At 34.8% G+C, this 26162-nt stretch carries 26 protein-coding genes; 15 read left to right on the top strand and 11 right to left on the bottom strand.

What is annotated here, in order from left to right:
* Window positions 1–38: 38 nt before the first annotated feature.
* Together LNP04_RS15750 and LNP04_RS15745 are read left to right on the top strand one after the other, a co-directional pair.
* Complete coding sequence (locus tag LNP04_RS15750; protein ID WP_229983856.1) at window positions 39–452, top strand: GxxExxY protein; 414 nt, start codon at window positions 39–41, stop codon at window positions 450–452.
* A gap of 84 nt (window positions 453–536) precedes the next feature.
* On the top strand, window positions 537–1358 hold the full coding sequence (locus LNP04_RS15745) for a flavin reductase family protein (RefSeq protein ID WP_229983855.1): 822 nt from the start codon (window positions 537–539) through the stop codon (window positions 1356–1358).
* Window positions 1359–1515: 157 nt separating this feature from the next.
* Here the strand turns inward: LNP04_RS15745 and LNP04_RS15740 are convergent, their stop codons facing one another.
* Window positions 1516–2364, bottom strand: a complete 849-nt coding sequence (locus LNP04_RS15740; protein WP_229983854.1) for a S9 family peptidase — start codon at window positions 2362–2364, stop codon at window positions 1516–1518.
* Between the two features lie 172 nt (window positions 2365–2536).
* Between LNP04_RS15740 and LNP04_RS15735 the strand changes: the two genes are divergently transcribed.
* The 4 genes from LNP04_RS15735 to LNP04_RS15720 all read left to right on the top strand — a co-directional run bounded on the left by LNP04_RS15735 (window position 2537) and on the right by LNP04_RS15720 (window position 6780).
* Window positions 2537–3310, top strand: coding sequence for a HipA family kinase (locus LNP04_RS15735; RefSeq protein ID WP_229983853.1), 774 nt, complete (start codon window positions 2537–2539; stop codon window positions 3308–3310).
* A complete protein-coding gene (locus LNP04_RS15730) occupies window positions 3297–3680 on the top strand; it encodes a DUF3037 domain-containing protein (RefSeq protein WP_229983852.1) in 384 nt (127 codons plus the stop codon). Before LNP04_RS15735 ends, LNP04_RS15730 begins: the two co-directional genes overlap by 14 nt.
* 20 nt (window positions 3681–3700) lie before the next feature.
* Entirely contained in the window at window positions 3701–4699 is a 999-nt protein-coding gene (locus LNP04_RS15725; protein WP_229983851.1) for an alpha/beta hydrolase, read from the top strand.
* Window positions 4700–4938: 239 nt separating this feature from the next.
* On the top strand, window positions 4939–6780 hold the full coding sequence (locus LNP04_RS15720; protein ID WP_229983850.1) for a carbon starvation protein A: 1842 nt from the start codon (window positions 4939–4941) through the stop codon (window positions 6778–6780).
* A gap of 162 nt (window positions 6781–6942) precedes the next feature.
* Here LNP04_RS15720 and LNP04_RS15715 read toward each other — a convergent pair whose 3' ends face one another.
* From LNP04_RS15715 to LNP04_RS15690, 6 genes are all read right to left on the bottom strand, one after another.
* The gene (locus LNP04_RS15715; RefSeq protein ID WP_229983849.1) at window positions 6943–7305 is read right to left on the bottom strand and encodes a phospholipase D-like domain-containing protein; all 363 of its coding nucleotides are present in this window, start codon (window positions 7303–7305) and stop codon (window positions 6943–6945) included.
* On the bottom strand, window positions 7277–7648 hold the full coding sequence (locus LNP04_RS15710) for a phospholipase D-like domain-containing protein (RefSeq protein ID WP_229983848.1): 372 nt from the start codon (window positions 7646–7648) through the stop codon (window positions 7277–7279). Before LNP04_RS15710 ends, LNP04_RS15715 begins: the two co-directional genes overlap by 29 nt.
* A gap of 131 nt (window positions 7649–7779) precedes the next feature.
* A complete protein-coding gene (locus LNP04_RS15705; RefSeq protein WP_229983847.1) occupies window positions 7780–8613 on the bottom strand; it encodes an alpha/beta hydrolase in 834 nt (277 codons plus the stop codon).
* 76 nt (window positions 8614–8689) lie between these two features.
* The gene (locus LNP04_RS15700) at window positions 8690–11020 is read right to left on the bottom strand and encodes an ATP-dependent helicase (protein ID WP_229983846.1); all 2331 of its coding nucleotides are present in this window, start codon (window positions 11018–11020) and stop codon (window positions 8690–8692) included.
* 420 nt (window positions 11021–11440) lie between these two features.
* Window positions 11441–11809, bottom strand: a complete 369-nt coding sequence (locus tag LNP04_RS15695) for a response regulator transcription factor (protein ID WP_229983845.1) — start codon at window positions 11807–11809, stop codon at window positions 11441–11443.
* Window positions 11802–13670: an ATP-binding protein gene (locus LNP04_RS15690; protein WP_229983844.1), complete on the bottom strand. Its 1869-nt coding sequence runs from the start codon at window positions 13668–13670 to the stop codon at window positions 11802–11804. Before LNP04_RS15690 ends, LNP04_RS15695 begins: the two co-directional genes overlap by 8 nt.
* 161 nt (window positions 13671–13831) lie before the next feature.
* On the opposite strand from LNP04_RS15690, the gene LNP04_RS15685 reads away from it, so the two are divergent.
* From LNP04_RS15685 to secG, 3 genes are all read left to right on the top strand, one after another.
* On the top strand, window positions 13832–15145 hold the full coding sequence (locus LNP04_RS15685; protein ID WP_229983843.1) for a pitrilysin family protein: 1314 nt from the start codon (window positions 13832–13834) through the stop codon (window positions 15143–15145).
* Between the two features lie 52 nt (window positions 15146–15197).
* A complete protein-coding gene (locus LNP04_RS15680; protein ID WP_229983842.1) occupies window positions 15198–17231 on the top strand; it encodes a pitrilysin family protein in 2034 nt (677 codons plus the stop codon).
* Window positions 17232–17353: 122 nt separating this feature from the next.
* Window positions 17354–17701, top strand: coding sequence for a preprotein translocase subunit SecG (gene secG / locus LNP04_RS15675; protein WP_229983841.1), 348 nt, complete (start codon window positions 17354–17356; stop codon window positions 17699–17701).
* Between the two features lie 50 nt (window positions 17702–17751).
* Here the strand turns inward: secG and LNP04_RS15670 are convergent, their stop codons facing one another.
* The gene (locus LNP04_RS15670) at window positions 17752–18591 is read right to left on the bottom strand and encodes a glycosyltransferase family 2 protein (RefSeq protein WP_229983840.1); all 840 of its coding nucleotides are present in this window, start codon (window positions 18589–18591) and stop codon (window positions 17752–17754) included.
* 1 nt (window position 18592) lies between these two features.
* On the bottom strand, window positions 18593–19204 hold the full coding sequence (recR, locus tag LNP04_RS15665) for a recombination mediator RecR (protein WP_229983839.1): 612 nt from the start codon (window positions 19202–19204) through the stop codon (window positions 18593–18595).
* 177 nt (window positions 19205–19381) lie between these two features.
* Between recR and LNP04_RS15660 the strand changes: the two genes are divergently transcribed.
* From LNP04_RS15660 to LNP04_RS15640, 5 genes are all read left to right on the top strand, one after another.
* Window positions 19382–19984, top strand: coding sequence for a hypothetical protein (locus LNP04_RS15660; RefSeq protein ID WP_229983838.1), 603 nt, complete (start codon window positions 19382–19384; stop codon window positions 19982–19984).
* A gap of 89 nt (window positions 19985–20073) precedes the next feature.
* Window positions 20074–20565: a hypothetical protein gene (locus tag LNP04_RS15655; protein ID WP_229983837.1), complete on the top strand. Its 492-nt coding sequence runs from the start codon at window positions 20074–20076 to the stop codon at window positions 20563–20565.
* Window positions 20566–20675: 110 nt separating this feature from the next.
* Window positions 20676–22121: an aminoacyl-histidine dipeptidase gene (locus LNP04_RS15650; RefSeq protein WP_229983836.1), complete on the top strand. Its 1446-nt coding sequence runs from the start codon at window positions 20676–20678 to the stop codon at window positions 22119–22121.
* Window positions 22122–22318: 197 nt separating this feature from the next.
* On the top strand, window positions 22319–22900 hold the full coding sequence (locus LNP04_RS15645) for a TIGR00730 family Rossman fold protein (RefSeq protein ID WP_229983835.1): 582 nt from the start codon (window positions 22319–22321) through the stop codon (window positions 22898–22900).
* A gap of 28 nt (window positions 22901–22928) precedes the next feature.
* Window positions 22929–23534: a hypothetical protein gene (locus tag LNP04_RS15640; protein WP_229983834.1), complete on the top strand. Its 606-nt coding sequence runs from the start codon at window positions 22929–22931 to the stop codon at window positions 23532–23534.
* A gap of 58 nt (window positions 23535–23592) precedes the next feature.
* On the opposite strand, the gene LNP04_RS15635 is transcribed toward LNP04_RS15640, so the two are convergent.
* Complete coding sequence (locus LNP04_RS15635; protein ID WP_229983833.1) at window positions 23593–23922, bottom strand: ferredoxin; 330 nt, start codon at window positions 23920–23922, stop codon at window positions 23593–23595.
* Window positions 23923–23997: 75 nt separating this feature from the next.
* Window positions 23998–25053: an NAD(P)/FAD-dependent oxidoreductase gene (locus LNP04_RS15630; RefSeq protein WP_229983832.1), complete on the bottom strand. Its 1056-nt coding sequence runs from the start codon at window positions 25051–25053 to the stop codon at window positions 23998–24000.
* Between the two features lie 154 nt (window positions 25054–25207).
* Between LNP04_RS15630 and LNP04_RS15625 the strand changes: the two genes are divergently transcribed.
* Window positions 25208–25978, top strand: a complete 771-nt coding sequence (locus LNP04_RS15625) for a DUF3108 domain-containing protein (RefSeq protein ID WP_229983831.1) — start codon at window positions 25208–25210, stop codon at window positions 25976–25978.
* Window positions 25979–26162 lie beyond the last annotated feature (184 nt).

The raw sequence follows: 26162 nt of genomic DNA, 5'->3' as shown, positions 1-26162 counted from the left end.
TTTAGTTTTTTGAAAATCTCTGATTTTCTTTTTTAAACATGATTACACAAAAACTCATCAATGACATTTCATATAAGATTGTTGGAGCCTGTATTGAAGTTCATAAATTGGCAGGTCCCGGCTTGTATGAAGAAGTATATCATCAATGTTTAGAAAAAGAATTTAATTTAGTAGGTTTAAAATACAAAAGTGAACTTGAAATACCATTTTTATACAAGGATGAGAAAGTAAATTGTAAATTGAAATGTGATTTTTTAATTGAAGATTTAATTGTTTTAGAATTAAAATCGGTTTCAGAGATTCATCCAATTCATAAAGCACAGACGATGAATTACATGAATTTACTCAAAGCACCAAGATCAATTTTAGTAAACTTCAATGTAATAAATCTTTATCATGAAGGTTATGAATCTTTTGCCTCAAAACTATTTAAAGAACTTCCGAAAGGATGAAAATCGCAGATTTTCAAAACTTAAGTGTACTTAATATGTGCAATTATAATACTTAAAATAACTTAAGTGGTAAGATATAAAAAAATGAAAACAATCATCCCATCAGAAATATCGTCAGTTCAACTACAGACAATAATGCAGACCGCCGTTTCACCACGACCGATTGCATTGGCATCTACAGTTGACAAAGAAGGAAACAGCAATTTATCGCCGTTTAGCTTTTTCAATATGTTTAGCACCGTTCCTCCGATTTTGATTTTTTCACCATCGAGAAGAGTTCGGGATAATACCACGAAACATACTTTAGAAAATGTTCTAGAAGTATCAGAAGTGGTTATCGGAACAGTAAATTTCCCAATCGTACAGCAGATTTCTTTAGCATCGACAGAATACGGAGATGGCGTCAATGAGTTCATCAAATCTGGTTTGACGATGAAAGATGCTGATTTGGTGAAACCTAAATTAATTGAAGAATGTCCCGTAAATTTTGAGTGCAAGGTTTTAGAAATAAAATCTTTAGGAGATCAGGGCGGTGCAGGAAATTTGGTTATTTGTGAAGTTAAAAAAATTCACATCAGAGAAGAATATCTGAACGAAGAAGGAAATTTAGATCAGGCAAAATTAGACATGGTTGCTCGTCTCGGAGGAAATTGGTATTCGAAAAATAATGAACACAACTTATTTGAAGTTCCGAAACCTTTAGTAACAAAAGGAATTGGTTTTGATCTTCTTCCCGATGCTATAAAATACAGTAAAGTCTTTACAGGAAACGATTTGGGAATGCTAGCCAACGTGGAAGTCTTGCCTTCAGAAAATTGTCATGAGGATGAAAATATCCATATGGAAGCACAAAAACTTTTGCTGGAAAGTAAGATTGATGAGGCTTGGAAAATTTTAGTGAAATAAGATTTTTGAAACATTAAGATTTCTACTAAAAAATTAAGAATATTAAGTTGAGCTTCGTTTAAGCAGTAATACTTATCAAATTTACAGATTTTTCTTACAATTAATAAACCTTGTAGTTTAAATTCAACATAAAATGAGTGAAGTTTTCACTCATTTTTTATTCATTCACAATTTTATCATTGATAAATTCAATACATTTTTCGACAATTTTATTTAAATCTTCAGGTAAATTCTCTTCTTCCCAAGGTTCTTTTGCACCGAAAACATGATTTCCATTTTCAACTAAAAACAATTCGGTATTAGGATTTAAAATGTGAAGATGCTCAGCATTTTTCACACTTACGCCTTCGTCTGAAGTACCATGAACAATCAAAACATGAGCTTTTGCCATTTCCATGGAACGTTCTACATCGAAGCGATGCGGATCATTAGCAAAATCTTCATAAAATTGATAAAAATGCGGCATCTGCTGTTTTGTTCTTCCGTTTTCCACATAATAAACACCTTCGTTTTTCCAATTTTCAAAAGCTTCATCTTTAGGAAAGCGTTCGAGATTATCGACACTCGCTAACGTAATTAATCCATTGATTCTAATATCTTCGCTGGTTTTAATAATAGAAATTCCTCCTCCCCGACTGTGCCCGATCAAAACGATTTTTTGATCATCCACTTTTGGATCTATAGTAAAATGATTTAAAACTACATCCAAATCCGAAAGCTCTTTCGAATAATTATTATTTCCAAAAGCTTCTAAATCATCAAATCCATGAGGGTTTTCAATGGTAGTTCCGTTATGAGAAAAATTAAATTTAACAAAGAAAAAACCAGCTTCTGCAAATTTCTCAGCCATCAAATCCCAAGCACCCCAGTCTTTGTAACCTTTGTAGCCATGCACGAAAATAACTAAGGGAAGTTTATTTTCGGTTTCAGGATAATAAGCGTCGGCAAGAAAATCTTTGGTTTTAGAATTTGAAAGAATGATATTTTGATCTTTAATGACTTTCATATTTTTTTGTTTTGTTAGTTGACTTTAATTTCTCTGTGAGTATATTTAATTTTTAAAAGATATTTCAAATCAATTCAATCTTCAAGATAAATATTTTAAATTCAAACAAATTTTAAACCTAAAAATAGCATAAATACATTTAAACACAAAGTAAAAATCTTATTTTTGCGTTATGTTGGATTTAAGAACGGTTACCGTACAGCGCTATATTCTTCCGCTTCGGGAGGGTGGCTCGCTCCCTGCTTTGGCAGAGGCTGATGATGATTTTAAATATGTCTTAAAATTCCGTGGTGCAGGACATGGCGTAAAAATGCTGATATCTGAGTTGCTTGGCGGAAAAATCACAGAAGCTTTAGGTCTACAAATTCCTGAACTGGTTTTTGCAAATCTTGATGTCGATTTCGGAAGAACGGAAGCGGACGAAGAAATTCAGGATTTACTGAAAAACTCAGAAGGATTAAATTTAGGTTTACATTATCTTTCAGAATCGATTGCTTTTGATTCAAGTATTAAAGTTGATCCGCTTTTGGCTTCAAAAATTGTATGGCTGGATGCATTTATTACCAATATCGACCGTACTTTTAAGAATACCAATCTTTTGATGTGGCATAAGGAACTTTGGGTAATTGATAATGGTGCATCGTTTTACTTCCATCACTCGTGGCAGAATTTTGATACCGCAGCAAAAACTCCGTTTAAATATGTAAAAGATCATGTCTTGCTTCCACAAGCAACAAAAATAGATGAAGCTGAAAAGTTTGCGCATGAAGTTTTAAATGAAAATCTTTTCAGAGAGATTGTTAATCTAATTCCGCAAGATTGGCTGCATTGGGACGATGCTGAAGAAAGTCCGGATGAAATACGTGAAGTCTATTTCAACTTCCTGAAAACACGCTTAGAAAATTCTCAAATCTTTGTAAACGAAGCCAAAAATGCAAGAGGATAAAATATACGAATACGCCGTTATACGCCTGGTGCCAAAGGTTGAAAGAGAAGAATTTTTCAATATAGGATTGGTGATGTTTTCGAAAAGAGAGAAATTCATTAAAGTTGAGTTTTATCTCTGTCCGGATAAATTTAAGCTGATCAAAAGCAAGCTTGATTACGACGACATCATCAAGAATCTCGAAAGTTTTAAAAATATTGCTGAAGGAAAAAAGGATGGTGGTCCAATTGCAAGTCTTGACATTCCCGACAGATTCCGCTGGCTGACTGCCGTTAGAAGTGCTGTGGTACAAACTTCCAGACCTCATCCAGGAAAATCTAAAGACCTTGAAAAAACTTTTGGTAAACTTTTTGAGGAGTTAGTAAAATAATACACCTCAACAATTTATTTATGAATTCAGCGACAAACAATACAAATATCAGCAGGTTTTTTCTAAACCTGTTTTTTATTTTCTTTTTTTCAGCATCCATATTTGCGCAGACATCAAAGAGCATTCAGCTTCAGGAGAAAACTGCCGTTTCTGAAAATATTACTTACAAAAAAGATGGCTTAGGTAAAGATCTTCTTTTAGATATTTACAAACCCAAAAGTTCTACTGACAAGAAGTTACCTGTAGTTATATTTTTACATGGCGGAGCTTGGGCTCTCGGCGACAAAATAATTGCTCCGGATAATTATATTGAGCAAACGATTTTAAAGCTGACAGAAAAAAACTATGCAGTTTTAAGTGTCAATTATCGTTTGGTAAGTGATGAGGTTCATTTTCCGGGTCCTATTGAAGATTCTAAAGATGCGGTAAGATGGGTGAGGAAAAACGCCGATCAATATGGTTTTGATGCAGAAAACATTGGCTATTGGGGTGTTTCTGCGGGAGCTCATCTTTCGCTGCTTTCCGCTTATACTCCTGACAACGAATTTTCAGGAGATCAGGAACTTTCGAAATATTCAGGAAAAGTAAACTATGTAGTTGATAATTTCGGACCGACTGACATGAATCGACTTCTTCACACCAGAGCGCCAAAGCCTTTATTATTTATCGTTGGTTTAATTTCAAAAAAAATCATCGACATAAGAACAAAAATTGCAAAAGGAATGACTGGATATGACGTTAATACTGAAAGAAAAAAAGTCATTGAAGCCTGCAAAACCATTTCACCACTTTACTACACGCAAAATACAGTTCCTACGTTGATATTACACGGTAACAAAGATAAAATTGCCCCAATCAGACATTCAAAAAGGCTAAATAAGATGCTGGATAAAACTAAAACTAGACATGAACTTATTATTGTCAAAAAAGGAAATCATGGTTTTAAAGACACGGACAAAGCCTATCAGGACGAGATTAACAATGCAATGGTTAATTTTATTGTGTCGCAGACAAAGTAGAATTTAAAATATAATTGAAATTATAAATACTGTCTTTTTTTCAAAAAGAAGCAATAATTAAACACTTGAAAATCATTTGTTTAAATTAAAAAACATCAAATATAATACATAAATTTGCTAAATTGATATACATATTCATTCATTTTATATTGAAAATAAGTATCTTGGCCAAATGCTTACATTATTAATAATAAATAAGCAAAAACCCTAAATATTTATTCATATAAAATCGAAATGACATGGAATTTCTAAATGGAATTAATGCACTGACCTTGGTGTTTACATCACTCCTCATCTTTGCAATTGCTTACCGTTTTTACGGAATTTATTTAGCAAACAAAGTTCTTCGTCTAAATGACAAAAACACAACTCCGGCAGTCGAGTTTGCAGACGGAAAAGATTACGTCGCAACCAATAAAAATGTACTCTTCGGGCATCACTTTGCAGCAATTGCTGCGGCTGGGCCATTAGTTGGCCCAGTATTGGCGGCACAATTTGGTTATCTTCCCGGAGCTATCTGGATTTTGATCGGCTGCGTTTTGGGAGGCGGAGTTCACGATATGGTAGTACTCTTCGCATCGGTAAGACATAAAGGACAAAGTTTGGCGACCATCGCATCCAAAGAAATTGGTAAAACTACCGGAACTGTCGCAGGTTTTGCGATTTTATTTATTTTAATTTTAACACTCGCAGGACTTTCATTAGCATGTATCAATGCGATGCATGAAGCTTCCTGGTCATTATTTACAGTTGTCATTACCATGCCGATTGCGATTATCATGGGATTGATCATGCGTTACAGAAAAAACTCAGTGACTTTCGCTAGTATTCTGGGTGGTGTTCTTTTGATTGCAGGAATCATTGGCGGACATAGCTTGATGCAAAATGAAACCATGAATAATATGTTTACTTGGGACATTACTACCATTTCAATTGCGATTCCTTTATATGGATTTCTGGCTTCTGTTCTTCCGGTTTGGTTGCTGTTGGTACCAAGAGACTATCTTTCAACCTATTTAAAAATCGGAACGATTATCATGTTGGCGATTGGCGTGATTGTGATTCACCCGACGATTCAAATGCCTGCTTTAACTGAATTTATCAACGGTGGCGGTCCTGTTATTGGCGGTCCTGTTTTACCATTTATCTTCATTGTCATTGCATGTGGAGCGATTTCAGGATTTCACGCCGTAATTGCGACGGGTACAACTCCAAAAATGCTGAACAGAGAAAAAGAAATTCTATTTGTAGGTTACGGAGCAATGCTTGTCGAAGGTTTCGTGGCATTGATGGCTTTAATTGCCGCTTGTACCTTGATGCCCGGAGATTACTTTGCCATTAACACCCCAAAAGATACCTATGATGCTTTTCTGGCAACACATCCGAACTTACACGGTGTTGACATCGATTATTTCTCAGAAAGAATTGGGATTGATTTGCATGGAAGAACAGGAGGTGCCGTTTCACTGGCTGTCGGAATGGCGCATATTTTCAATAAAATTCCATACATGGATCAGCTCATGGCATATTGGTACAACTTTGCAATTATGTTTGAAGCGGTATTTATTTTGACCGCAATCGATGCTGGAACGAGAGTTGGAAGATTCTTTCTACAGGAAATGCTGGGATCTGTTATTCCTAAATTTAATGATAAAAACTGGACTCCGGGAATTATCATCAGCAGTTTGCTCTTCACATTTGCCTGGGGATACTTGGTTTTCACCGGAAACGTAAGCAGCATCTGGCCGCTCTTCGGGATTAGTAATCAATTACTTGCCGCTTGTGGTTTGATTGTCTGCACGACAATGCTCATTCGTCTTAACAGAGGAAAATATGCGCTTTGCTCTGCAATTCCGGGAGTTTTCATGGCGATTATTACTTTTTGGGCAGGCTATATTCAGGTGATGGATATTTATATTCCCAAACAGCAATATTTATTGGCAACTTTAGCTGTAATAGCAATGGTTCTGATGCTTGTGGTTTTTGTGGGAGCATTTAGAAAATGGTATCAATTATTACAAGTGAAAACTTCACACACAGATTTCTATGGTGAAACTGTAAAGGAACTGGTGGAAAGGTAATTTTTCAATTAATATAAAAATAAAGAGATGCGATTTTTGATTTTTCGCATCTCTTTTATTTTTTAACCGTTATAATTTTTGTAGAAAATTTGATTTTTTAGAATACATAAAAAAGATTGATCATTCACTTTTTTAAAATAAAAATTCGGTGAGAAAGTACTGTTAATTCATCGGCTCATTATACAATTGACTTCCCCAAGATTGAATATCTTTTGCAGTAAAATTTATAGTAGAGAATAAGTCTTCAACCTCATCTCTGATTGTTTTTACAGCCTGGCTATCGGTTGTCCTTATTCTTGTTTCATGATTTGCTCTTACTCCACTTCCTGTGAAATTCAGTGAACCTAAATACGCAATTTCATTATCAATAATATAAATTTTACTGTGAACATAAATTTTATTCGAAGAATACTTATCTTCATATTTTGAGACGAAAACCTTGAAAGGAAACAACTGTCTATAAGTGTAGTAGTAAATTCTTTTGCCTTTTATCTTCTCAATAATAGAATTTCTTATCAAAAACATTATTCCAATAATAATGATAGAATAAGCAAATTCCAATTTTTGAAAAAGAAACAAAAAAAAGAAAAACAAGTGCAATGGTTAGTAAAATTACAATTAGTAAGTTTTCCGATAATTTTATCAGTTTGTCTCTTTTTTGTTTTTCTTCCTTATTAACGTGTTTGTCTTGAAGAATAAGCTGATGAATATTTTTTTCCGATCCATCAAAATCCTCGATCTTGTCATTTGTAATAAGTTTGATACGAAGACCTCTGGAATGTAAAAGAATTAGCTCTTTTATTAAATAGGGAGATAGATAAGGTGAAACAATTTTTACATTTCTTTTTGCATTTCTGATGTCTTCCATTAGTTTTTTTCCGGCACTTTTACCAATATAAATATCACAAATTGCATTGTTGTAGAATACACTCATTTTTGAATTAAATTTTAATCATCCTATAAAATTAAAATTATAAAAAATTCAACAATGAGGTTTTATTATTTTGAATTATTTTGAATTTTCAGTTTCTCAATCCTTTTAATCTCATTCAAAAGCAAAGGAAAAGCAGGATGAGCCATTCCCCCGTGATCAAAACCGTCTAATTCGTATAAAAGCGTTTCTTTATGACCTTTCAGCTTCATCATTCTCCACATGTAAGCGTTTTCTTCATATCTTCCGAGCAGTTCTTTCTCACGATCACCAGTAATTAAAAGTAAAGGCGGTGCATCAGCACGGATAAAGTGAAGAGGTGCCATTTCATCAATTCGGGCGTCAAGCTCTTCGATTCCCTTTTCTTTTCTTGTGGTAAAATGACTGATCATTTGTCCGCTGAACGGAATAATTCCGGCAAGCTTGTTTGCATCAATTTTATATTTATTTAAATAAGATTTGTCTAAACCAACCATTGAAGCAAGATAGCCTCCTGCAGAATGTCCGGTAATGAAAATCAGATCTTCACTTCCGCCGTATTTTTTAATATTATTGAAAACCCAGGCTGTTGCAGCAGCGGCATCTTCAATATATTTGGGTGCTTTTACTTTTGGCGACAATCTGTAATTAACGGCAATGATAGCAACTCCTTTATTTTTCAGTTCTTCCGGAATATGTTTTTCTCCACCCGTGATTCCGCCACCATGAAACCAAATGATGGTGGGAAAATTTTTCACATTCTTTGGAAAATAGATATCTAAAACACATCTTTCATTGATATAAACATCGGACTTATTTGTCTGTTCATCATAATATTTAACATTAGTGATAGTTTGGTATTCTTGACAAAAAAACAGATTTAAAATAACTGTTATAAAGAGAAAGATGAGAAGTTTTTTCATTTTATTATTTTGGAATTTAAAGATATGAATTTATAAAAAAACAGACCTTCAAAGAAAGCCTGTTTAATTATTTTTTTTAAATCTTCGTCAGCTTAGCATACTTTAAGATCAAATTCTTCTCGCCTTCATGTAAGAAAACAACTTTAGCTTTGATATTCTGCGGATCGGTTCCATCCAAAAATTTCACTTCACCAATTCCGAAACGGTCATGTCTTACCTTGTCTCCAACTTCAATATCTTGCGAAGAAGCCCCACTTGGATTGATGATTTTCGCCGTAGCTACAGGTTTTAATTTTCTCGGTTCAGCAATTGGCTTATCATTTTCGGTTTTCGTGATGGTTTTCTTTTCTATTTTTCTGAAACTTTTCATTTCAGAAGGATGCTCATCAAAAATATTCGAAGTAATGCCTGCGTTGTTGATAAATCTCTTTTCAATTGCAGGATTTAAAAACTCAATATACTCTTCGTCAACTTCGCTCAAAAATCTCGAAGGTTCGGCATCGGTAATTTTCCCCCACTGAAAACGAGAAACTGCGTACGAGAAAAATGCCTGCTTTTCAGCTCTTGTTAAAGCAACATAAAACAAACGTCTTTCTTCTTCCAAATCTTCCCGGGTTGCCGAACTCATAAAACTAGGGAATAGATTTTCCTCTAACCCAACCAAGTGAACAACCGGAAATTCTAGACCTTTTGAAAGGTGAATCGTCATCAGAGAAACCATGTCTTCATTATCATCTTTCCTTTGAGTATCTGCAGAAAGTGCAATATTTTCAAGGAAATTTGGTAAACTAGGATCCCCATCCTCGATTTGCTGCTGTTCTTCAATAAAACCCTGCATCGAGTTCATTAATTCCTGAACGTTTTCTACACGGGAAATTCCTTCGGGAGTCTGATCGTCTTTTAAAAATTTAATCAAACCGCTTCGCTTTGCCACTTCCATTGCGACACTGTAGGCGGTTTCGGTTTTAAGCAAAACCTGAAACGCTTTGATCATTGACCAGAAATCGCTCAATTTTGTTAAAACTCCGTTATTGAATTTCAATTGTGGCGCATACATTCCCAAATTATCTAAAACTTTAGACACCGGAAGATTTTGTGAATCGGCAAAAACGATTAATTTATTCTGAGTTGTCTCACCAATTCCTCTTGTTGGATAATTGATGATTCTCATTAAAGCTTCAGAATCATTTTCGTTGACCAAAAGGCGTAGGTAACCGATCAAATCTTTCACCTCTTTCCTTTGGTAGAAAGACAAACCTCCATATACTTTATATGGAATATTTTTTCTTCTTAAAGAGTCTTCAAAAGCTCTTGTTTGAGAGTTGGTACGATATAAAATCGCAAAATCACTAAATTTCTTCTGTTCTCTGTTACTTAGTTCCCAAATATTTCCTGCCACGAAATTGGCTTCATCAGCATCAGAAAGCGAACGGTAAACCTTGATTTTTTCGCCTACTTCATTTTCACTGAAAACATTTTTCTTAAACTGCTGAAGGTTTTTGGCAATCACCACATTTGCGGCATTTACGATATTTTGTGTTGAACGGTAATTCTGTTCTAAAGAAACCGTAACTGCCTCCGGATAATCTTTTTTGAAATTTAAAATATTATAAATATTCGCACCACGGAAAGAGTAAATCGACTGTGCATCGTCTCCCACCACACAAATGTTTTCAAATTTAGAAGCTAAAGCTTTCACAATCAAATATTGAGAGTGGTTGGTATCTTGGTACTCATCTACCAAAATATATCTGAATCTGTCTTGGTATTTTGCTAAAACTTCCGGAAATCTTGTCAACAATTCATTGGTTTTCAATAGTAAATCATCAAAATCCATCGAGCCGTTTTTATAACAGGCTTCTACATATTTTTCATAAATTTTTCCGATAAATTTCATGTTGGCTTTTTCGTCAGCTTCCATTAATTCAGGATTATTGTAATATGCTTTTACCGTGATCAGGTTATTTTTGTAATTGGAAATTCTTGCCTGAACTTTTTTAGGTTTGTATAGATCGGCATCGATATTCATGTCTTTCAACACTTTTCTGATGACGTTCAGAGCATCCTGCTGATCGTAAATCGTAAAGTTTGATGGATACCCCAAATAATGCGCTTCACTTCTCAGAATTCTTGCGAAAACCGAGTGAAAAGTTCCCATCCAAAGGCTTCTCGCATTGCTTTGTCCTACAACTTTTGCAATACGCTCTTTCATTTCTTTTGCCGCCTTGTTGGTAAAGGTTAATGCCAGAATATTGAAAGGATCTACCCCATTGGTAATCAAATGGGCAATACGCATTGTCAATACACGTGTTTTGCCGGAACCTGCTCCTGCAAGCACCATCAAAGGCCCTTGTAAAGTGGTAACGGCTTCATATTGTGATTCGTTGAGTCCTTTCAGATAATCCATACAGCAAAAAAATTTGGGAACACAAAATTAGTGTATTATAAGGAGAATTCAAATTGTGAATTCGGAACTTGGAATTTTTTAAGTTTTTAATTGTTTTTCGCAACTAATTCGCAAATTTTAATTTTTAGAAATGATTTTGGTTTGTTATATTCTATAAAATTTTCAAAAAACTTCTTGAATGTCAGCTTTTAATTATAATGTCTTTTTTTTAACGCAAAGTCCGCAAAGATTTTTTATTACTAACTGCTTTTAAAGTTAGCAAAGGCGTTTCACTCAGAAAAGTACACAAAGCTTTTTAAATTCTGATAGATTATTGACAATCAGAACAAACTTAAATGATAGGACTGTTTTATTAAAATTAAACAAAAAAAAATCAGCAAAATAAAATTCCGCTGATTGATATCTATTTTAGCATTCAGTTTATTTAGCGTAAGTTTTCAATCTGTCAACCATATCACCTAAGTCGAAAGGTTTTGCAATAAAAGCATCCGCCCCCGCATCTAAAGCTGACTGTTCCAGACCACGACTCGCTGACATAATCAAAACCGGAATATCTTTTAAATTTTCATCGGCTTTGATTTCTTTGCAGATATCACGTCCGTCTTCGCCGGAAAGCCACATATCCATTAAAATTACGTTAGGTTTAGAATCTGCATTTAATGTCTTCAGCATATCTGAGCCTTTATAAAATTTTTCAATCTCAAATCCTTCAAAATCAAGCATCATCTCTATTGAATCTACGATTGCAGGACTGTCATCTACCACTAAAACTTTTGTCGCGTTAGGCATTTTGTTGTACGTTTTTACTTTTGGGGATTTCGAAGCAAAAATCAGACCCTTTTTCTTCTATTGACGACACATAAATACGACCGCCAGACCGTCTGATGATCTCAGATGAAATATAAAGCCCCAGCCCTAATCCCGGAAAAGTATGCTCTTTTGAGCCGCTCACTCTATAATATTGTTCAAAAACTTTCTTGTGTTTATCTGATGGAATTCCTATCCCGAAATCTTTCACGGTGAACGTTACTTTATTGTCTTTCACTTCTGTAGAAACAATCACTTGGTCTGCATCAGGAGAATATTTTATGGCGTTACTAATCAGATTACTCATCACTTGAGAAATGCGATGACGGTCTGCGTAAACAGTTCCTATTATGGAAGGATGTAGAATAATTTTGTGTCTTGAGGTCATCTGCTGTTCGGCAACAATTTCTTCAGTGAGCTGATCAAAATCAAACTCAGATTCATTCAGCTGTATTTTACCGTTTTGTATTTTGGTAACATCAAGCAAATCGCTGATTAAAATTGTCAGCAAATCGATTTGACCATCCATTTTTCTGGCAACTTCAGCATTCTTCAAATCATCTTTTTTAACGAGATTTTTCTCAATAAATTGGGTATAGATTTTTAAACTCGTTAACGGAGTTTTCAGTTCGTGGCTGGCTATTCCAAGAAAATTATCTTTTTGGGTCTGCAGTTGTTTAAAATCGTCAATATCAGTAAATGTTCCGATCCATTGTTTGATATCACCATTTTCGTCAAAAGCGGGAGCCGCTCTTCCTAAAAACCAGCGGTAAACATTGGGATTATCAGGATCTAAAAACTGATATTCCATTTCAAAAGAATTTCCGGTTTTCAAGCTTTCTTCCCATACTACCTCTACCTGCTCATAAACCTCAGGCTTAATAATCCTTTTTACTCCATCTGCAGGATCTTCATTTTTATCAAAACCTGTGTATCTGTACCAGTTTTCGTTCATGTAGGTCATTTTACCGTCTTTATCGCAAGTCCAGACAAATTGTGGCATCAAATCTGCCAAATCTCTGAATCTTTCTTCTCTTTTCTGAATTTCTTCACGGGCAATAACAAGATCTGTAACATCAACTGCCATATTATGAATGGCGTACACCTCACCATTGGCATTTTTCAGCGGTTTATAAGAAAAATTAAAATAATACGTCTGAAGTTTTCCGTCTACAACCAAATCTACCCGATCTTCAGTTGCCGTGTAAGTTTCACCAGTTTTAAAAATATCTTTGAGAATACCTATAAAGGGCTGACCTTCCAGTTCGGGCAAAGCATCTTCCAATTTAAGTCCGATGACCGAGGCATCTTTCCCCCAGGTTTTCAGCATTAAATCATTTGCTAACTCTATATATAATTCGTCTGAACGATAAATTGCCGTGGAGTAGTCTGAATTTTTAATTAAGTCTTCAAATCTGTACTCACTTTCTTTTAATTTCCTTTCTGAGATTACCTGATTGGTTACTTCTGTTGCGACAACACTTACTCCGATGATTTTCTTAACATCATTGTAAACGGGAGAATAGATAAAGTCAAAAAAATGCTCTTCAAAATTTCCAAATTTTTCTAAGAAAATGGAAAGTTTGTTTCCATTGAACACCTCTCCTTTTCTATATACATTATCAAAGATCTCAACGAAGCCCTGAGATTTTACTTCGGGCAAAGCTTCAAATAAAGGTTTTCCAATTACCGATAAATCTCTTCCCCATAGTTCTAAAATCTGCGGATTGGCATTTTGTATAATCAAATCGTCACCGATTAATAAACACATTGCAACCGGAGCTTGGCTAAAGAGTGTAATCAATGATTCCGGTGAAACATTTTGTTCTAAAAAACTTTTCATTGCAGGAGAGCTTTTACAGGCATCAAATTTAATATATAATAGCTGAAAACTATATGATTTCAGTCAAATCCTAATTCCAACTTTTAAAACTACAAAAATTTATTAAAAATTTGTAACAATTCATGTATTTTTGGCACTCATTGACAAAACAATTTCTATTTATGAAAAAACGACTTCTTAGTGTTGCAGCTGCTGCTTTTTTTGGAGTAATGCTGAATGCACAACAAATCAAATTCGAAGAGTATGATTTACCCAACGGTATGCACGTAATTCTTCACCAAGATAATTCTGCTCCCGTAGTTACTACAGCAGTAATGTACCACGTAGGTGCAAAAGACGAAGTTAAAGGAAGAACTGGTTTTGCCCACTTTTTCGAGCACCTTTTATTTGAGGGAACTCCCAACATCAAAAGAGGAGAATGGTTTAAAATCGTATCTTCAAACGGAGGACAAAACAATGCCAACACGAGCATGGACAGAACGTATTACTATGAAACTTTCCCTTCAAACAATGAGCAATTGGGTCTTTGGATGGAAGCTGAAAGACTTCGTCATGCAGAAATTAACCAAATAGGTGTAGACACTCAGAGAGAGGTTGTAAAAGAAGAGAAGAGATTAAGAATGGATAATTCACCTTATGGAAATCTTTTCAACACGATTCAGCAGAATCTTTTCACCAATCACCCATACCACGGTTCTGTAATTGGTTCTATTGAAGATTTGAACGGTGCTAAACTAGACGAGTTCAAGGCGTTCTATAAAAAATATTATGTTCCAAACAACGCTACTTTGGTGGTTGCAGGAGACATTAAGCCTGAACAAACTAAAAAGTGGATTCTTGAATATTACGGAAGCATTCCTAAAGGAACTGTTACCCCTAAAAACTTCCCTAAAGATGAGCCTATTACAAAGGAAAAAGAAGTAACTGCTACAGATGCGAACATTCAGCTTCCTGCGTATATTTTTGCTTACAGAACGCCAAGCAACAAAGAAAGAGATGCTTATGTTTTAGATATGCTTTCTTCTTATTTGAGTAACGGTAAATCTTCAGTTTTATACAAAAAATTGGTAGATCAGGACAAAAAAGCACTTCAGGTAGCAGCTTTCAACCAAGGTATGGAAGACTACAGCGTTTTTGCATTCTTTGCAATCCCAATGGGAGCTACAACGAAGCAGGTTTTACAAAATGACATCGATGCTGAAATTAAAAAAGTACAGACTACTTTGATTTCAGATGAAGATTATCAAAAACTTCAAAATCAATATGAAAATCAGTTTGTGAATACCAATTCTAGTATTCAGGGGATCGCTTCTTCATTGGCGACAAGCCACGTTTTGATGGGAGATACCAATTTAATCAACAAAGAAATAGACATCTACAAATCTATCACGAAGCAAGATTTGCAAAATGCTGCTAAAAAGTATCTTAATTCTAACCAAAGAGTAATCATCAATTACGTACCTGAAAAAAAATAATCTCTTTTAGACCTTACGTTTTAAAAGAATGATTACAATTAAATTTTTACAAATGAAAAAGCAATTAACCTATATAGCAGTAGCATTTTTATTCACAGGAATGCTTTCTGCACAAAAAATTGATCTTAACGCAATGCCAAAACCAGGACCAACTCCTGCGATTAACATTGCTCAGCCAAAAACTTTCCAGTTAAAGAACGGTTTAACGGTAATGGTAGTTGAAAACAACAAGCTGCCAAGAGTAAACATGAGTCTTTCTATGGACAGACAACCTTACTTCGAAGGCAATATTGCCGGAGTGAGCGAAATCATGGCTAGCCAGCTTGATAACGGAACAACAACTCTTAGCAAAGACGAATTTAACAAGAAAATAGATTATCTGGGAGCAAGTTTAAACTTCTCTTCTGCCGGAGCTTCTGCCAATTCTCTTTCAAAATATTTCCCGCAGGTATTGACTTTGATGTCTGATGCCATCATCAATCCTAAATTCTCTGCAGACGAAATTGAAACAGCAAAACAAAGAACCATCGAAGGATTAAAATCTGAAGAGAAAAACGCTTCTTCTATTGCTTCAAGAGTTTCTAATGCATTAGCTTACGGAAAAAACACTTCCAGAGGTGAGTTTGAGACGGAAGAATCTATCAAAAAAATCACATTGGCAGACGTACAAAACGTTTACAAAAAATACTATGCTCCAGACAACGCTTATTTGGTAATCGTTGGTGATGTAAAGTTAGATAAGATAAAGCCATTGGTTGAAAAAGCATTCAACAACTGGAAAAAAGCAAACACAACTTTCGCAGCTCTTGAGCCTGCTAATAATGTTGCTAAAACTGAAATCAATATCGTAGACGTACCTTCTGCTGTGCAGTCTGTAGTTTCTGTAGGAAACCTTACTACACTGAAGATGAGCGATCCTAATTACTTCCCTGCAACAATTGCCAACTATATCCTTGGTGGTGGTGGTGAAGCAAGACTTTTCATGAATCTTCGTGAGAAAAACGGTTTCACTTATGGTGCTTATTCAAGCATGAGCGCAAGCAAATACTCTCCTGATTTCTCAGCTGAAGCAAGCGTAAGAAACGAAGTTACAGATAAGGCTGTTAAAGAATTCATGAATGAATTAAATGGAATCTCTACGGTAAAACCTGAAGAATTGGCCAATGCTAAAGCTAAATTGAAAGGAAGCTTCATCATGGCTCTTGAGCAACCTGCAACTATCGCAAGATTTGCTGTAAATCAAAAGGTAAATAATCTTCCTGCAGATTTCTATACCAACTATCTGAAGTCAATCGATAAAGTAACAGCTGCTGATGTTTCAAATGCAGTTAAAGCGAATATTTTACCAAACCAAAGCAGAATTTTCATTGCTGGTAAAGCGTCTGACATTTCTGAAGGCTTAGAGAAATTAGGATATCCTGTAAAATATTTTGACACCAACGCAAATCCTGTAGGAAAACCAGTTGCTCAAAAAGTTGACGCAAGTGTGACATTATCTTCAGTTGCAGATAAATACATCAACGCAATAGGAGGCTTAGCGGCAATTCAAAAAATCAATACGATTACAAACAATTCTACGGCAAAAATCCAAGGTATGGAAATGACCATGAAATTGATCCAAGGAAAAGGAGGAAAAATGGCAATGGATATGAAGATGATGGGTAATACTGTACAAAAAATTGTATTTGACGGTAAAGATGGATACATGGAAGGCCAAGGACAAAAGGCTCCGTTAACTGCTAAGCAAAAAACCGAAATGGCAAAAGATACTGAGCTTTTTCCAGAAGTTAACTTTGCGAAGTCTACCGATTACAAATTGGCTGGAATTGAAAAATATAACAATGAAGACTCTTACGTAATAAAAGGCGCTGAAGACACTTATTATTATAGTGTAAAAACTGGTTTAAAAACAGGTGAAGTAAAGGCTAGTGAAGGTGGCTCAATACCTACATCTTATAGTGACTACAAAGATGTATCTGGTGTTAAATTACCATATACTATTTCGCAAAATATGGGAGGTATGGATGTAACTTTCAATGTAAAATCTTACGAAGTAAATCAGGCAAAAGACACTGATTTCAAATAAGATCATAGATATTATTAAAAAAGCGGCGACAATTGTTGCCGCTTTTTGTTTTTAGTGAAATCTTATTTTGCGGTTCTGTAAAAAAACATTAAATTTGCCCATTCAAAAAGATATTAGAATTAATGGATACTATATTTACACTATTGATGGTTCTTATTATGATTGCCAGCATTTTATTGGTAATCGTTGTTATGGCTCAAAACCCCAAAGGTGGAGGTCTTTCAAGTACATTCGGAGGTGCATCTTCTGCACAGTTCGGAGTACAAAGAACTAACGACTTTATGGAGAAGTCAACCTGGACTTTAGGAACGGTGATCATCGTTCTTATATTAATCAGCGTTGTTGTTACAGGGAAACCTAAACAATCAGCACCAGCAGTTCCACCTATGCCAAAAACTGAAGTTCCGGCTAAACAAACAGCACCAGCTTCTAAAACTACAGCTCCGGTAAGTGTTCCGGCAACTAAATAAGAAATATTTTCTTTAAGATAAAACAAAAGCAACTCCATTGAGTTGCTTTTTTATTTGAGTTTGATGAGTTCTATTTTGTGTCTTAATTTCAAGCCCGCTTTTAAAAACGAATATTGCAAAGGTTTACTTTCTCTGTAATATTTATCAATAAAAATCTGCATTGCACCGTAAAACCTTTCTAGATAAACCTCATCTTTTATTGTACTTTCGCCTTTGTGGTGAAGGATGGAAGCTTTTCCGTAGTAATAATTTTTGAATCCGTTTTTCAATAAAGTGTAGCACAAATCAATGTCTTCGCCGTACATAAAATACTTTTCATCAAGCCCTCCCACTCTTTCATAAATTTCTTTTTTAACAAGGAAAAATGCTCCGGTGATTACTTCTACTTCAGCATTTTCAAATTCTCCCACATCATTTCGGTAATAAGATTTTGAATTTTTCTTTTTAAAGCTGGTAAACAGTTTTTCAAAAGAATTGAACATATCAGGAACCGAACGTTTGCTTTCTGGCAGGAAATTTCCGTTAGCATCATGCATTCTTACCCCTAAACATCCGAAATTGCTTTTAGAATCAGCGAAATTTAAGATTTCATTTAAATAAAAACCTTCCAGCTCAGTATCCGGATTTAAAATTAAGAGATACTCTCCTTCGGCAGTTCTTATCGCTTTGTTATTCGCAATCGCAAAACCTTCGTTTTTTTCTGAAGGAATAAATTTCATCTTTGGAAATTCAGGAATGAGGTCGCCCCAAGAACTGTCGGTAGATTTGTTGTCAATCACAATAACTTCATAATCGACATCTTCCACATATTTTTCAATAGAAATGAGACAGTTTCTCAGAAGTTGAGTCACATTATAATTAACGATAATGATCGAAAGCTTTTTAGTCATTTTAATCTTTTTCGTTATATGGGAGTCGGTTAATAATTGATCTCCCCAAAGAAATTTCGTCAGCATATTCCAATTCATCTCCTACGGAAATCCCTCTGGCAATACTAGAAAACTGAATGCCTGAGTTTTTGAATTTTTTATAAATATAGTAAGCGGTCGTATCACCTTCCATCGTAGCACTCAAAGCAAAAATAAATTCTTTTGCCTGACCCTTCTGCAACTTCTTTTCAATACTCGGAATATTTAATTGATGAGGTCCTACACCTTCCATTGGAGAGATTTTTCCGCCAAGAATCAGGTATTTCCCTCTATACTTTCCGGTATTTTCTATAGCGATGACATCACGTACATCTTCTACAATACAAATCAGCTCGTCACTGCGTTTTTCATTGCTGCAGATTTCGCAAATATCAAAATCTGAAAAGTTGTGACATTCTTTGCAGTATTTAATTTCATTCACCAAATTGATGATTGAAGTTCCCAAACTTGTCGCTCTGGAATTAGGTTGTTTAAGCAAATGAAGCGCAAGACGCAAGGCGGTTTTCTTCCCAATACCCGGAAGTCCGGAAATTTCCTCAACCGCTTTTGCCAATACTTTACTTGGATAATCCATAAGACAAAAATAAGAATTATAGTTGTAAAATTTGAATAGTAAACAGTCAAATACTATGATAATTTATGAATTAAAATTCAGTTTTTTATCCAAATCAGAATTATCAACTTATCATTTAAAAATATGAAAAAACCATTATCTTTGATCATCAAAATATTAAACAGAAAAATAAACTAAATGGTACTCAACAACCTCAACTATCCGCTGGATTTTAAATTTAAAATCACAACTCTTGCCAGCGATTTCAACATCACAGATAAAAACGGAAGCTCTGTCGCTTACGTACGTCAAAAAATGTTTAAACTGAAAGAAGACGTGATCGTTTTCAATGACGAAAGCAAAACCAAAGAACTTTTCAGAATTCAGGCGAATCAGTGGATTGATTTTAATGCATCTTATTCTATCAAAGATACCATCGGGAAAAACTTTGGAAGATTGGCCAGAAAAGGAATGCGTTCTATCTGGAAGTCTTCGTACAATATTTTAGACGAAGCGGATCAGCAAAAATTTACCATTACAGAAGATAATGCTTGGGTTAAATTCTTCGACGGAATGGTTGGAGAAATCCCTATCATCGGAATGTTTACCGGATATTTCCTAAATCCATCTTATACAGTAAAAGGTATGGATGAAAAAGAATATTTTAAGCTAAAAAAAATGCCGTCGATGTTCGGAAGAAGATTTCAGCTTGACAGAATGGTTGATATTGACGACGAAGACGAAAGTTTAGTGGTTTTATCTTTATTGATGATGGTATTGCTTGAAAGAGCGAGGGGATAATTGTGCTTTTAGCAACTGACTTTTGGCTGCTGGCTTACATTTTGAAGTAATAATTATTCAAAAATATTATAATTAAATTATCTCAACAGATGAAATATCTAATCATTTTCTTTTCAGCAATCTTATTAGTTGCGTGTAAAAAGGAAAAAGAAACCGTTTCAAATTCGACACCTAAAGATTCTTTGAACATTGTTCAGGACTCTGCGAAAACAAATGCTAAACCAGCCAACATTATGGTTGATGTATTTCCGTTCCCGAAAGAAATAAAAGAATGCTCTTGCTACTTTGCAAAAAATAAAGCAGATTTCGAAAACGAAAAATATATCTACGCCGATGATGCGGGAAAAACGGCTTACATGAAACTCGACGGAAAAAGAATCGCTATGAATTTGATTTCTTCAAGCGATATGGAAGTTGATGAAGAGTTAACTAAGGAGATTGAAAATGAGAACTACAAAATCTCAGTAAAAGGTAAAAAAATAAAAAATGAAGAGGTTTTACTGTTTGAAGGTATTTTAACCATTGAAAAACCAGATGGAAGCATCACTACAATGCCAATTTATGGTGAGTGCGGATGCTAAAAGCTTCTAGCTTCTAGCTTCTAGCTTCTAGCTTCTAGCTTCTAGCAAAAATACTGCTCCTGAATTTCGGGAGCATTTTTAATTTCGTAATTTTGATAAAAATAAATTTTATGGAACTATCAAACATAGAACCGCAGATTATCTGGAAAAATTTTTCCAAATTGAATGCTGTTCCGAGACCGTCAAAAAAAGAAGAAAAAGTAATCGCTTTCATCAAAGAATTTGGTGAAAATTTAGGATTAGAAACCACGGTCGATGAAGTAGGAAATGTCATCATTAAAAAACCAGCCACTCCGGGAATGGAAAACCGTAAATCAATCGTGATGCAATCGCATCTGGATATGGTTTGCCAGAAAAACAACGATGTAAATTTTGATTTTGAAACCCAAGGAATTCAGATGGAAGTTGATGGAGACTGGGTAAAGGCAAAAGGAACGACTTTAGGTGCAGATAATGGTTTAGGAGTTGCAACGATCATGTCGATTCTTGAAAGTTCAGACATTCCGCATCCTGATTTGGAGGCGTTATTTACCATCGATGAAGAAACGGGAATGACAGGTGCTTTAGGTTTAAAACCAGGACAATTGACGGGTCAAATCCTTTTAAATTTAGATACAGAAGAAGATGACGAAATTGACATCGGATGTGCCGGTGGAATTGATGTAACAGTAAGCCAAAATTATTCTACAGAAGCATCTAACGGGCAAATTGTAAGAATTGAAATAAAAGGTTTGCAAGGCGGTCATTCAGGAATGGATATTCACAAAGGCTTCGGAAATGCCAATATCATTTTGGGCAGAATTCTTTACAAAGCTTTGGAAAATCAAAACGTTCAGTTGGTTTCTATCGACGGTGGAAGTTTGAGAAATGCGATCCCGAGAGAGGCTGTTGCTTTGATTTCAGTAAGAAATTCAGGAGAGTTTATTGAGAATGTGACAGAGGGAATTAAAAAAGAAATTTTAGAAGAATTTGCTTCCATCGAAGCCGGACTTCAGATCAATATTGAAAATTCTACAAGTTCTGACAAAGCACTTTCTGAAGAAGATTCAAAGAAAATTATTTTGGTTTTAAAGTCACTTCACAACGGCGTTTACAGAATGAGTCCTGATGTGCAGGATTTGGTGGAATCATCAAACAATGTAGCGAGAGTAGAGTTAAAAGAAGGAGGTTTGAAGATTTTAAATCTTTCAAGATCATCGGTCGATTCGTCTAAAGATTCTGTTGCCGAACAATTGAAGTCAGTGTCAGAATTGGCAGGAATGAATGTAGAATTCAGCGGATCTTATCCTGGCTGGAAACCAAAACCGGGTTCTGAAATCGTTCAGATGATGGAGAAAATCTACACTGAAAAATTTGCAGAAAAACCACACGTTGTCGCTTGTCACGCAGGTTTAGAATGCGGAATCATCGGTGCCAATTATCCTGAAATGGAAATGGTAAGCTATGGACCAACTATCAGAGGAGCACACTCACCTGATGAAAAAGCAAATATTTCTTCAACACAGAAATTCTGGAGCTTTACGAAAGATATTTTAGCGAATATTCCTTTGAAATAAGAAGATAAATTATCAAATTGAAATATCCAAAGTCTTTTGATTTTGGATATTTTTTATTTAAACCATTAAGGCGATTTAAGAAGTTAAGAAATATTAAGTTTGCTTCGCTTTAGATTGAAAAACTAAAAATCAGAATAATTATTCTTAACTTCAATTTAAATCTTTTAAAATTTTAGTAGTAAAAAAAATTAAAATTAATGAAAAGTATTACCGTATTCTGCGGATCGAGTTTCGGTTCAGATGAAAAATATAAAGAGCAGGCAACTTTGCTCGGACAGACTTTAGCACAACAAAACATTCAACTGATTTATGGTGGTGCCAATGTCGGATTGATGGGCGCAGTCGCTGACGGCGTTTTATCTAAAGGCGGAAAGGCCATCGGTGTTCTTCCCCACTTTTTGCAGTCAAAAGAAATTGCGCACAACAATCTAACCGAGTTGATTTTGGTAGAAAGTATGCACGAAAGAAAAACCAAAATGAATGACCTATGTAATGGCGTTATTGCACTTCCCGGAGGTTTTGGAACTTTGGAAGAATTATTTGAAATGATTACTTGGGCACAGCTCGGGCTTCATAGAAAACCCATTGCCGTTTTGAATATTGACGGATTTTATGATGATTTGATTAAGCTAGTTCAAACTATGGTTGCTAAAGGATTTTTAAAACAGATCAATCAGGAAATGCTTTTAGTAAGTGATAATATTGATGAACTTTTGGAAAAGATGAAAAACTATCAAGCTCCGACGGTTGGGAAATGGATTTCGAAGGAGGATGTTTAGTGCTATAAAATTTTTAAAACCTTTAATTATGAAATTTAAATATATTCTAATATTATATCTAATTATACCAACTTTTATCTTTAGCCAAAAAAATTATAAATATTCTTACAACGAGGGTTACTTATTTTTAAAGAAAGCACAAAAGCAGATCAATAAAAACAATATAAAAAATGCTAGAACTTTACTTAACAAAGCAAAAGATACAAATTATGGATTTTGTGGCAATGCTTGGGCGAGTGCAAATTCTGAGATAAAACTCATTGAAGCCCAAATCCTAAATATTAATAAAAACTATGATGAATCTTTAAAAATATTAGAATCAATAGATGGTTGTAGTTATGGTGGCAACTGCATTAAAAGAGATTCTTTAAAAGTAAAAACATTAATCCTTAAATTTGGAAAAGACAAAGTCAAAAATGCTTTTAAAAATGTTAATATGATCTCTAAAATTGAAAATGAAGACGATGATGAAATTTATTCGGCTTTCATTAAAGATCTTAATTATAAATTTAATTTTATAAGATTAGACATTTTAGTTTTAGACAAAAATGGTAAATCGCTTGTTAAAAACAATACTGATAATGAATTTTTAGATATTATTCAAAATCAAATTTTCTATACTTTATTAGAATAATCAAAACACCCCTCGAATCCAATTCAAGGGGTGAAATTATATGATCTTTGAAATTTCTTTAAGGATAAGGAGCAATCTCCACTTCAAGACCTTCCATCGCATCTGCAATGTGAAGCTGGCAACCCAATCTGCTGTTTGGCTCTACATGGAATGCTTCACCAAGCATCGCATCTTCTTCGTCGCCCATTGGCTCAAGTCCGGGATCTTTAATTACATAAACCTGACAGGAAGCACACATCGCCATTCCGCCACAAACTCCAATGGTTCCTTCTTCCGCCAATTCGTAAGAACGGATGATTTCCATTAAATTCATCGACATATCGGTAGGAGCTACAATATCGTGAGTTAATCCTTCCCTGTCTGTGATTCTTATATTTATATCGCTCATTTTGTTGATGCTTAATAATTGATGGTTGATGGTTGATGGTTTCTGTTTTAGTGATAACCAACAATTGACAATTGATTAATCTATTTTCTTCACAACCGCTTTCTCAGCTTCTTTACGGCTACCGTCAAACCCATCTACTCCACTTACCGTTGTATATTTCAAGACGAATTTTTTACCCGGATTTAATCTGTTATAAACGCTCTGGCACATTAAAGTTGCCTCGTGGAAACCACAAAGAATCAACTTTAATTTTCCCGGATAGGTGTTGATGTCGCCAATTGCGTAAATTCCTTCGATGTTGGTTTGGTAATCTAAAGCATTGTTGACTACGATGGCATTTTTCTCGATATTCAAACCCCACTGAGCAATTTCTCCCAACTTTGGTGTCAACCCAAAAAGTGGAATGAAATAATCTGTTTCGATGTCAAAAGCTTCTTCGCCATCTCTTACAACAGTGATGGCTTCTACTTTTCCGTCACCTTTGATGGCAGTAACCTCAGCTGGAGTAATTAATTTAATTTCACCTTGATTCTTTAAATCCTGAACTTTCTCTACAGAATCTAAAGCTCCACGGAACTCATTTCTTCTGTGAATCAACGTCACTTCACTTGCAACATTTGACAAGAAAACGCTCCAGTCTAAGGCAGAATCTCCACCTCCTGCGATCACTACTTTTTTATTTCTGAAATGTTCAGGTTCTTTTACGAAATATTCCAAACCTTTTTCTTCATAGTCAGCCACATTATCCATCGTTGGTTTTCTTGGTTCGAAAGTTCCTAAACCTCCAGCAATTGCGATAGCTTTACATCTGTGAATAGTTCCTTTGTTGGTTACAACTTCAAACCACTCTTCATCAACCTTAGTATAAGAAACAGCAGTTTCTCCCAAAGTAAACCCAGGTTGAAATTGCTTTATTTGTTCCATTAAATTATCTACCAATTCACCTGCATTTACAGACGGATAACCAGGAATATCAAAAATCGGTTTCTTAGGATACAACTCTGCCAATTGCCCTCCCGGCTGAGGAAGTGCATCGATAATGTGACATTTCATTTTAAGCAAACCAGCTTCAAATACAGCAAAAAGTCCGGTTGGTCCCGCTCCGATAATTAATATATCTGTAGTAATCATAATATGATGATAATTTAATTGTATGTAGCTGCAAATTTACTAATTTTAATGCGAAGCATATTTAATCGAACTTAAATAAAAAACTGAGATTTATCAAATCTCGTACTTAAGAAAACTGCAATTTATTTGGCAGTGTTTTTGTAAAATTTATAACATGAAGAAATTTTTTAATATTATAGCAATATTTGCTTTCTTTTTCAGCTATTCTCAAATCACTAATATTGCGAATGGCGAATCGATTACATTGCGAATTCATTATGGATTTTTAAATGCAGGAAGTGCTAATTTGTCTGCACGCACTGCCAATTTTCAGGGAGCACAACATCTCTATGTGAGAGGAACCGGACAAACCACAGGTGCTGTAAAAGCTTTCTTTAAAGTGGAAGACGTGTATGAGAGCTATATCAACATGGCAACTGAACTTCCTACTTACTATGTAAGAAATGTGAAAGAAGGTAGTTATTCTCAGCATTTGCAGACTGTTTTTAATCACGATAATCAAACGTTGCTATTAACAGATAAGAAAAATCCTGCTAATGGAGTAAAAACCATAAAATCAGTGAAAGGCGTACAAGATATGCTTTCATGTTTTTATTTTTTGAGAAGTAAAACTCCCGCAGAGTTAAAAACCGGAACTATTTTTAATATGAACGTGTGGATTGATGATGAAATGTTTCCGTTTCAGCTAAAAGTAGTCGGCACAGAAAACTTAAAGACAAAATTCGGAACAATCAATGCGCTGAAAATCATTCCGTCTGTAAAAAGCGGAAGAGTTTTTAAAGAAAAAGAAGGCGTGACGATGTGGGTTTCTAACGATAACAATCATATTCCTTTACTCCTGAAAGCGGAATTGGCGGTGGGATCGTTAAAAGCGAGTATTGATGATTACAAGAACGTGAAATATCCTCTGAAGTTTTCTAAGTAATAATTAAAAAAATAAACCAAAGCAATAATATTGCTTTGGCTTTTTCCTGTATCGGTAACAAAACTTTGTAGTTTGTAATTATACTAAGGATTCATCACTTGTGTCTAGAAACTTTTTCTCAATTTGTGTTTTTAGTATCTCACACAGAGCCTTTCGACTCTGCATGGCGATACTTTATTTTTTC

Origin of the sequence: Chryseobacterium sp. C-71 (genome assembly GCF_020911865.1) — a bacterium.
Classification (GTDB): domain Bacteria; phylum Bacteroidota; class Bacteroidia; order Flavobacteriales; family Weeksellaceae; genus Chryseobacterium.
The sequence above is the reverse complement of the archived record's forward strand: the minus strand, read 5'-3'. Positions and strand labels throughout refer to the sequence as shown.